The 11501-nt window shown below is 49.6% G+C and carries 2 protein-coding genes; both read right to left on the bottom strand.

Annotated elements, in window-relative coordinates; all coding sequences use genetic code 11:
- Nucleotides 1-2491: AMP-binding protein (locus tag AM629_RS19510; protein ID WP_235525545.1), on the bottom strand; the 2491-nt coding region annotated here is incomplete at its 3' end.
- 1365 nt (nucleotides 2492-3856) lie between these two features.
- The coding region (locus AM629_RS19505) for a non-ribosomal peptide synthetase (protein ID WP_054481253.1) at nucleotides 3857-11501 on the bottom strand (7645 nt) is incomplete at its 5' end.

Here is an 11501-nt window from a genome sequence, read left to right as displayed (position 1 = left end):
CTGAGTTGAGTAAGCTCACCGGCAAAGCCTGCTGCATCAATGACAGGGCATCATCCACCAGATGAATCGCCCCCCCCCGGGACAACGGCATCAGACATTCAAAAATCGACAGGTCGAAGTTCATCGACGTCGAGAAAAGTGTCTCCCGGCTCTCTTCCGCCGCAAACGCCTGCCGCGCCCAGCACAGGAAGTTCACCGTATTCCGGTGCTCAATCATTACCCCTTTGGGCACGCCGGTAGAGCCGGAGGTATAAATCACATACGCCAAATGCCGTGGCGTCAACGCCGCTATCTGGGGATTACTGTCCGGCTGCTCTGGCTGGGTATTCGGGTCAAGCACAATCAGGCCGGTCAGGGCTTTCTCACCCAGTGCGTCACATCCCGTACTGTCCGCCAGGACAATAGACGGGGCGGCATCAGTCAGAATATGAGCCAAACGTTCCCCCGGATAAGCTGGGTCCAGTGGCACATAAGCCCCACCGGCTTTCAGTACCGCCAAAATCCCCACCACCATGGCCGGAGAACGTGATACGCAAATCGCCACCCGCTGATCAGGCTCTACGCCCAGAGCAATCAGCTGATGAGCCAGCCGGTTAGCGCGGGCATTTAATTGCGCATAACTAAAGGTCTGCGCTTCATGCACTAACGCAGTTGCGTCCGGGGTTTTCTCCACCTGTTGTTCAAACAACTGATGAACACATAACGGGTCAGGGTAGGTGGTTTCTGTGGCGTTCCAGGTTTCCAGCAACAATGTATGTTCAGCTTCAGGCAGCAAATTAAGTTGCCCGACGGGGATTTCATCACTTATCCCTTTTGACGACGCCAGCACCTGTAAATGTTCACTCATCCGTAAAACCACTTCCGAACTCAGATGATTTTCATCATAGATCCAACGAAAATCTCCCTGTGCATTCATCTGGAGTGTCAACAATTCGCCGGATGCCTCCTGATCGCACTGTCTGTCATCCTGTATCACATCGATAGCGATTCGCCACGGTTGCTTTGTTCTTAATGCTGGGATAGCGCGCAATGAAGGATAGCGGGAAAGGAGATCGCAGCTAAATGTACGGTGCCGGGTTAATCGGGCAAGTTCATCATCAACCCAATCAGCGACCGCACTCCAGGGTTGATCAAACGCCACTTCAATGGTCATCGGTACCATTTTTGCCAGATCGGTCGGGCTATCTTTTATCTCATCCACACACCAGCCGATTTGGCATTCAGTCTGCTGAGTCAAACGTGCAAGATAGATAGCAAACACCTGCAATAGTGACTGTAACGGAGTCTCTTCATCGTTTTTTGGTAATGGAGACTGCCATGAACTGATTGCCCATCGGGGTTCTAGCTGTTTCCCCGTCATTTCAAAAGGTAACTGGAGGGGTTGCAAAGAGGCAAGACGCCCATACCAAAATGGCTCACTGGATGCGAGTGCTTGAAGGATATTTCTTACATCCTGAGTCTGCTGTGAGGAAAGCCGGGGAAGTTGTTTACCTGGCCTCAGTTCCGATATATCAGCAAGCTCCCTGGCAGACAGAAGATTACCTTCAAGGGTGGCAAAACCTCCGATCCGAACATCCTCACTGCCGGTCGTCACCTGCCAGGCATCCTCCTCCACACTAATCAACGTGCCCGGCTCCCCCTCAGAACACGCTTTCAATCGTTGAAGCCAGGAAACTTGTACCGTACCCTGTCTCAGTAACAGTTTCGGGCAACCCAGTGGATTTGAGTAATTTTCCCCAAAATCTAATGCTCGTACCAAAGCTGACAGGGCTTCTCCAGACTGCTCCCAACACAAATACCCACCAAAATCAGGACGATGCGATAAAGCATAAAAACTCCGTTGCGAGAGGTCCTGTTGATAAGTCACCAGTGTACCGTGACCCAGATTGTTCAATAGTTCAATAAATCCGTTCTGAGCAGCTTGATAACATTTCAGGTTTAACGAGAAAGCATTATCCTGTTCTTCAATCGATACCGGCCATTGCATAGCAATATCGCCCGTATCTACGCCACTTTCAATACAATGCCAAGAAATAGCGTAATCTGTTTCCCGCGCTAACAACGCCCAGGAAGTTGCATGACTGCCCGCATAACGTGGCAGCGGACTATTATGATAATTAAAAGCCCCGCCGCTAATCTGTTCAAGCAGCGAAACAGGCAGGATGATTGGGTTGACTATTGAAAAAAGCCAATCGACAGGGTGTAACGCGATTTGTTCTTGTAAGGCATCAACAGAGTTCACACAAACAATCCCTTGCTGGGCAGCCCAAGTTTGTAGAACAATATCCGTAGATAGTACTGCTTGTATGATATGCCCAGCCGCCTGAATTTGCTCAGCGCAGAACACCGCAAGAGTCGTTCCCCCTACAACAACGCACATTCGTGATGGAATCGATGCGTCATTTGCACTATTAATTATATTTTCACATGGCATTTGAGAGAGAGCTTCGGCTTTAAGAACATTTCCCTCTGTAGCAATGTTACCTTTCATCTATTATCACCTCAACGAATCTATTGGATATTTGAAAACGGTCAGTCATGGAAATCTTCACAAATATTTTTCTTACTTTTTGTCCACTTGACTGAGGAAGAATGCAACAAACACATCAAGCATTAATCAAGATACTTAGGCAGCACTTTCTATTAGGCTCTAAACGCAATAGCCCAATTAATAGTTATTAAAAGCGACAACTATGTAGCAATAATTTCCCGAACAACAAAGCAAATAACTCACCTAGTAAATCGGAATAAAATATTCTATTTTGCTGGTTTTTAGATACCCCCCCCCAAATTTTCATTGTCTGACGCTTAATTCCATAACTAAAAATGGCATCATTGACTGCATTTATTTGCCTATCAGGTAAAAACATAATCTTAGATTAATAATGATCACATCCGGTATTATTTAACGATAATTAAGTCATAAAACTAATAAAATATTGTCACCACTTAATAACACAAAGAAACATTACAAATTACAATTAACTTCGTTACTGATTATTTCATAATAATAAAATAGCATGCTCCACATAATAATCAATGCAGTAATATATTGATCTTATAAGAGTTAGTTAGGTCCGATTAGTTGTTTTACGCGATTTTTAGAACGCCACACGATATTTACTGACGTGTTGTGCAAGCTGGAGCAAAGTCTACTATTATTCAATTTGCATATACCTCCAAACGTATACATTTAGGCTGTTCCCTACCGTTTTTTTATTCTTACTACCTATCACATAGGGCTATTTTTCATGCATGCAACCCTAGCCCACTATTTATTCACAATAACAGCCTCCAGAAATTACTCCTAATAGGTAGGCCCGTAATGATCACGAGTTATTTAAAATATACCCGTCATCTTTCAAATTGCTTCTTTGTTGGCTGCACTCACTCACCCCGGTCACATAGTTATCTATGCTCCCGGGGATTCGCTCCCTTGCCGCCGCGATGCAACTTGAAATCTATTGGATATAAACGGTGTCCAAAAGCGAGATCATGAAATTAAGGATAATTAAATCAGCCTATATCATCACCCAAAAACACATTACCATGTTAACAACTTCAATTATCTTCTCCTAATGATTTATTGCAAGGAATATTTCCAACAATAACTCTACAATTAAACATATGATTGGAATTCCAAGGCAATCAAAAAAAACAAAATAAATCCAACAATAAAATCCGATTTAGATCACACAACAGAAAATAGCAGCAATAATAACAAACAAGCCTGAAAAATAACTTATATCGAAATTATCACTTGCCTTATTCTGTTTTAATGCAGAAAAAATCCGGTATAAACAATGTATACCGGATTATCACATCAACACTAAATAATTCCATATTTCTTAATATATCAGTATGACAAAACCTCCCCGTCACTGTCGATTGACAACGCCATATTCAGAGCCTGAGCTAACCCAATGCGATTCTCATTATCCTCCAATAAACTAAAATGGTTACCCGGAACAGCAATCAACCGCAGTAAAGTATCAGGCATCACCTGTTCCCAGCCGAGCGACGGTTCTATATTTAACGGCTCTGGTTTTTCATCCGTGGCAAAAGAAGTCGATGAAGAAGGCTCCAGAGCGTACAACTGATGCAACGTTATCGCTAATGCTTGCGGCTGATAATCTCCGACGATTTGCGTATAGTGCTCTATCTGCTGCCAACGTTTCGCAATAACACCCGCACTTAGATTGGCCGGATATAACGCCAATTGTTGGGCCGCCTCAATAAATTGCACCAAATTCAGCTCATCAAGTCGCTGGTACAACGCCGCAACCTCTTCTGTCTGCTGTTCTCCCGCCTGCCGGGCCAGCTCACTAAAGAAATGATGTTTAGGTTGCATCGGCTGTTCCCCAAAATAATGCGGCGCTGGTGTATCAATTAAACCTAAGAAATTAACCGCCTCACCAGCGCTCAAAAGCCGCTGCACAATCGCATAAGCCAATATGCCACCAGAGGAGTAACCCCCTATCCGATACGGACTATCCGGTTGAACCGCCTTCATCAAGGTGATCATTCTGGCTGCCAGCTCCTCCATCGTTGCCATTGGCTCCTCATCAATAGACTGCCAGGGCAGTGCATAAATCGGGTAGCCGGATGGCAGATGGTTAGCCAGCCCGAAGACATAGGAATAGTCCCCCATTCCACTGGGAACAAAGAACAATGGCTGCTCTGTTCCATCAAGTCGCACCGATATGGCACTGTTTTGTGGCTGGGACAGCGAATCTGACGTGATTTTTGCGGCCAGTTCAGTCAGTACCGGGAATTGGAACAACGCATTCAATGTACAAACCAAGCCCCGACCAGCAGCAAGGTTTGTCATTCGCATAGCGAGCAGTGAGTGACCACCCAACGCGAAGAAGTTGTCATATCGGCTGACCGGCTCAACGCCCAACAACTCACGCCAAATCGCCGCCAAGGCTATCTCAGTTTCCCCTTGCGGTGCTTCATAGACCTGACGGGAAAAATCTCCCTCCCCCGGTGGCGCTAATGCCCGGCGATCTAGCTTGCCATTCGGGGTTTGCGGGAAGGTATCCAGACGCACAAAGGCTGCCGGAACCATATAATCCGGTAAAATGGCACTCAAATGGGCACGTAAACTAGCAGTTAATCCCTCATCCGCTCCCGCCACCACATAAGCAACCAGATGCTTGTCCTGCCCATTCTCCCATACCAATACCACTGCCTCTTGCACAGCGGGGTGTTCCACCAACCGGATTTCAATCTCTCCCGGTTCAATTCGGAAACCTCGAATTTTAACCTGCTCATCGTTACGGCCAAGGAATTCCAGATTGCCGTCCGGCAGGTAGCGAGCCAAATCCCCGGTACGATACATACGCGCATCGGATACTGGACTGAAAGGATCTGGTATAAAACGTTCTGCACTCAACTCCGGCTGGTTAAGATAGCCACGAGCCACACCGACACCACCAATATACATTTCGCCAACGCTGCCTAATGGTACAGGCTGACCGTATCTATCTAGCAGGTAGACGCAGGTATTCTTAAGAGGCCGACCGATAGAACAATCATCGGTTGGGGATAAAACCTCCTTACAGGTCGCCGTCACAGTATTTTCCGTCGGCCCATAAGCATTCAATAGTCGAGGTCGGTAGCTTTCCTGCGCAAACCACTCCTGAATTGCGCTCTTTTTAACCTCCTCACCACCAATGATGATGAATCTGAGGCAATCCGGGAGCGGTAAAGCATTATCTCTGGCAATCAGTTCGGACCAAAATAACGCCGGCAAAGACATCACCGTGATATGGTTTTCCCAGGCTAAGGAAACAAATTCCTGCATAGAAGTCAGCCAACGATCATCACGCATGACCAACGTGGCGCCATTACACAAGGACAAGCAGCATTCTTCTACTGAAACATCAAAAGCAAAAGAGGAAAATTGTAACAGCCGGTCTTGCTCAGTGACGCCATAAGTGTCATTAAAACCGAGATGACGTTGATACACAGCTTGATGTTCCACCATCACCCCTTTCGGCTGCCCGGTAGAACCAGAGGTATAAATGACATAAGCCAAATGTTGTGGCGTCAACGTGAGCACCTGTGGGTTACTGTCCGGCTGGTCTGGCAGGGTACTCGGAGTAAGTACTGTCAACCCTGTAAGCTCTTCTTCACCAAGCGCCGCTCGACCAGCTTCATCAACCAGTAACACTGACGGGGCCGTATCATTCAGAATATACGCCAGTCGTTCTGCCGGATAAGTCGGATCTAGAGGTACATAGGCCCCACCCGCTTTCAGCACCGCCAACAGCGCTACCACTACCTCTGGCGAGCGTGCCATGCAAATCACCACTCGTTGATCTGGCTCTACACCCAGAGCAATCAGTTGATGGGCCAGCCGGTTGGCACGGGCATTTAATTCGGCATAACTGAGACGTTGCTCTCCATACTCTAACGCAGTCGCCTCTGGGGTTTTCTCTACCTGTTGTTCAAACAGTTGGTGAATACATAACGGGTCAGGATACGGGGTTTCTGTGGTATTCCAAGTTTCCAACAACAGGGTACGTTCCGTTTCAGGCAGCACGTTCAGCGCACGTACCGGCGTATCCGGTGCCTGTTCCAGTGCTTCCACCAGACTTTCCAGCGCCTGTTGCATATAACCGCATAGCCGATCTGGCTCAAATGGCTGTATCACCAAAGCGGTCAGCCCCAAAGTGGAACCACCGTCCTCCACTGACAGACCAAATGGATAGTTAGTCCGTTCTTGTCCTTCCAAAAATTCAATACCGCTGATAATGTCATCAGGCGTTGCCGATAAGGCATTGTGTCGATAGTTAAACAACGCACTAAACAATAATGTACCGCTGGCAATACCACTGCATCGTTGTGCCAACGCTAATGAAGCATGCTCATGCTCCAGCAACCCGGCCAGTCGTAGATGCACCTCATGCACGCTATCCTGTACCGAGGTATCATCGATATCCAGTCGCAACGGTAAGGTATTCATAAACAGCCCCATGCCATTGTCTGCCCCTTCCCCCGCTGTCATGCGCCCAAACAGGACGGTGCCAAATACCACTTTTTCCTGACCACTGGTATGCGACAGCACCTGCGCCCAGGCCAGATGACACAGCGCCGCCAGACTGACCCCAAAATGCCGGGCCTGACTACGCAGACGATCATTCAACTCAGGCGCTAGCATCCGGTGAGATTCCCTCATCTGAGATCCATCACGATGCACCTCCGCCAGTCCGAATGGCAACGTTGGCTCATCCACCTCCGCCAACATCTCGGTAAAGAAACGGGTATGCTCTTCCTGACTTTTCCCTAACCGAGCCTGAGCTACCAGATTGCGGAAAGGAGCTGGTTCAGGTAAGTGCTCCCCCTGTCCGGAAAAATGCGCCTGTACTTCACGGTGCATCACTTCCAGCGTTTCATGGTCGCCAATCAAGTGATGCTGCAATTCCAGTAAGACCCAGCGGCCATCAGTTTCCTGAGCAATAATAAAATGCAGTAGTGGAGCCTGACTCAAATCAAGACGATACTGCCCCGGATCAAAACGCCGGGTTAACTGATCAATCACTGGGCCATCAGCTGGGTCCAGCGTCAGTTCCGTCACGGGCAACTGCACCCGGCGACAAACCACTTGCGCCGGAACTGATAATCCCTGCCAGATAAAAGCCGTCCGCAAGATGTCATGGCGATCAACCGTCTGTTGCACCGCCGCCAGATAACGCTCCAACAGAGACCGATTCGCAAAGATCAACGGATAGAGCAGCAGATATGGGTCACCTGCCTGTTCCAACAGGTGGTGGAACAGGATACCGTCCTGCAATGGCGATAAGGCATAGATATCCTGAATATTGGCAACTCCGCCCGGTACCTGCCCGATGATGCGATCAATATCAGTCTGAGTCAGCTCAATCAGCGGCAATATCGCCGGCGTCAACGCTGTCGTGGTCGGTGTAATAACGTTAGGCGGCACCACTACAGCCTGATGTTGTCCCAATGTTTGGGCCAAGTCTGACAGTACCGGATATTGAAACAGATCACGCGCCGCCAGTGTCAATCCCAAGCGACGCAAGCGTTCAATCATGCGTACAGCGAGCAGGGAATGGCCTCCCAACACAAAGAAACTATCATGCCGGCTGATCTGCTCAATGCCTAATAACTCACGCCAAATGGCCGCCAAGGCAATCTCAGTCTCCCCTTGCGGGGCTGCGTAAACCTGACGGACAAAATCTTCCTCCCGTGGTGCCGGTAATGCCCGACGATCTAGCTTGCCGTTCGGGGTCTGAGGGAAGGTATCCAGACGCACAAAAGCTGCCGGAACCATATAATCCGGTAAAATAGCACTCAAGTGTTCGCGTAAACTGGCAGCCAACTCCGTATTCGCTTCCGCTGCCACATAGGCAACCAGACGTTTGCCCTGCCCATCCTCCAATGCCAGCACCGCCGCCTCCTGGACCGCCGGATGTTCCATCAATCGGGTGGCAATCTCCCCCAGTTCAATTCGGAAGCCTCGAATTTTTACCTGCTCGTCGTTACGGCCCAGGAATTCCAGATTGCCGTCCGGCAAGTAACGGGCCAAATCCCCAGTGCGATACATCCGCGCACCAGACACCCGACTAAATGGATCGGGTATAAAACATTCCGCACTCAATTCCTGCTGGTTAAGATAACCCCGTGCCACACCCACTCCACCAATATACATTTCGCCAACGCTGCCTAATGGTACTGGCTGACCATCTCCGTCCAGCAGGTAGATACAGGTATTTTTAACCGGACGGCCAATAGAACTATCGTCTGTCGGGAATAATATCTCCTTACAGGTTGCCGTCACGGTATTTTCCGTCGGGCCATAAGCGTTTAATAGTCGTGGACGGTGGACTTCCCGCGCAAACCACTCCTGAACAGCGCTTTTTTTCACTGCCTCTCCCCCAATAATGATAAGTCTGAGGCAATCCGGTAGCGGTAATCCATTGTCTCTGGCAACCAGTTCCGACCAAAACAACGCCGGCAAAGACATCACCGTAATATGGTTTTGCCAGGCTAAGGCAATAAATTCCTGCATAGAAGTCAGCCAACGCTCATCGCGCATCACTAATGTGGCGCCATTACACAAGGACAAGCAGCATTCTTCTACTGAAACATCAAACGCAAAAGAGGCAAATTGCAACAACCGATCTGGCACAGTGACGCCATAAATCTCATTAAAACCCAGATGACGTTGATACACTGCCTGATGTTCCACCATCACCCCTTTCGGCTGCCCAGTTGAACCAGAGGTATAAATGACATAAGCCAGATGTTGTGGCGTCAACGCGGGTACCTGTGGGTTACTGTCCGGCTGGTCTGGTAAAGCATTCGAGTCAAGTACCGTCAGCCCAGCAAGCGCTTGTTCGCCAAGCGCTACCCTGCCAGCTTCATCAACCAGTAACACTGATGGGGCCGTATCATTCAGAATATACGCCAGTCGTTCTACCGGATAAGTCGGGTCCAACGGCACATAGGCCCCACCGGCTTTCAGCACCGCCAACAGCGCCACCACCATCGCCGGAGAACGAGCCACACAAATCACCACCCGTTGATCTGGCTCTACACCCAGCGCAATCATTTGATGGGCCAGCCGGTTGGCGCGGACATTTAATTCGGCATAACTGAGACGTTGCTCTTCATACACTAACGCGGTCGCCTCTGGGGTTTTCTCTGCCTGTTGTTCAAACAGTTGGTGAATACATAACGGGTCAGGATACGGAGTTTCAATGGTATTCCAAGTTTCCAACAACAGGGTACGCTCCGTTTCAGGCAGCACATTCAACGTACGTACCGGCGTCGCCGGTTCCTGTTCAAGCGCTTCCACCAGACTTTCCAGCGCCTGTTGCATATAACCGCATAACCGATCCGGATCAAACGGCTGTACCACCTGAGCGGTCAGCCCCAACGTGGAACCACCATCTTCCACCGACAATCCAAAGGGATAATTAGTACGTTCCTGTTCGCCCAAGAATTCAATGCCATCCATCGTCTCATCCAAAAACGATAGCTGATCATTATGCCGATAGTTGAACAAGGCGCTAAAGAGTGGGATTTCCCCCTGTACACCACTGCACCGTTGGGCCAGCGCCAGTGAAGCATGCTCATGTTCCAGTAATTCAGCCAGTCGTAGATGCACCGCCCGCACGCTGTCCCGTACTGGGGTTTCATCCATATCCAGTCGCAATGGCAGAGTATTCATAAACAACCCCATCCCACTGTCAGCCCCCTCTCCCACAGCCATGCGCCCAAACAACACCGTGCCGAACACGACTTTCTCCTGCCCGCTGGTACGCGACAATACCTGCGCCCAAGCCAGATGACACAGCGCCGCCAGACTGACACCCAGATGTCTGGCCTGACTACGCAGACGGTCATTCAACGCAGTCGTTAGCATCCGGTGAGATTCCCTCATCTGAGATCCGTCACGATGCACCTCTGTCAGCCCGAACGGCAGCGTCGGTTCATCTACCTCAGCCAACATCTCGGTAAAGAAGCGAGTATGCGCTGCTTGACTCACCCCCAGCCGGGCTTCCGCCACCAGATTGCGGAATGGTACCGGCGCAGACAGGCGTTCCCCTTGCCCGGCAAAATGTGCCTGCACTTCACGGTGCATCATTTCCATCGTTTCATGGTCACCGATCAAGTGATGCTGCAATTCCAGTAAGAACCAGCGGCCATCGGTTTCCTGAGCGATAATAAAATGCAGTAACGGTGCCTGAGTCAGGTCAAGACGGTACTGACCCGGATCAAAACGCTGGGTTAACTGATCAATCACTGGGCCGTCCGCCGGGTCCAGCGTCAATTCTGTCACAGGCAACCGTGCCCGACGCCAAACGACCTGCGCCGGGACTGACAATCCCTGCCAAATAAAAGCCGTCCTCAAGATGTCATGACGATCAATCACCTGTTGTACCGCTGCCAGATAACGATCCAGTAGTGACCGGTTAGCAAAAGTCACCGGATAGAGCAACAAATACGGATCACCTTCCTGTTCTAACAGATGATGGAACAGGATACCGTCCTGCAACGGTGACAACGCATAGATATCCTGAATATTGGTCATTCCTCCTGGTACCTGCTCGACAAGACGGTCAATGTCAGTCTGAGTCAAATCAATCAGTGGCAACATTGTTGGCATCAGAGATGTGGTTTCCGGCGTGATGACATTAGGCGGCACTATCACAGCCTGATGCTGTCCCAACGCTTGAGCCAGCTCCGACAGAGCATGAGACTGGAACAGATCGCGCGCCGTCAGTGTCAACCCCAATTGACGCAGGCGTTCAATCATCCGCACCGCAAGCAGTGAATGACCACCCAACGCAAAGAAACTATCATGTCGGCTGATTTGCTCAATCCCCAGCAACTCACGCCAAATCGTCGCCAGTGTGGTTTCTGTCTCCCCCTGCGGTGTCTCATAGCTCTGACGGGCAAAAGCTTCATTGTCCGGTGCCGGCAACGCCCGGCGATCCAGCTTACCATTCGGGGTTTGCGGGAAG

The organism is Photorhabdus heterorhabditis (assembly GCF_001280945.1).
Classification (GTDB): domain Bacteria; phylum Pseudomonadota; class Gammaproteobacteria; order Enterobacterales; family Enterobacteriaceae; genus Photorhabdus; species Photorhabdus heterorhabditis.
The sequence above is the reverse complement of the archived record's forward strand: the minus strand, read 5'-3'. Positions and strand labels throughout refer to the sequence as shown.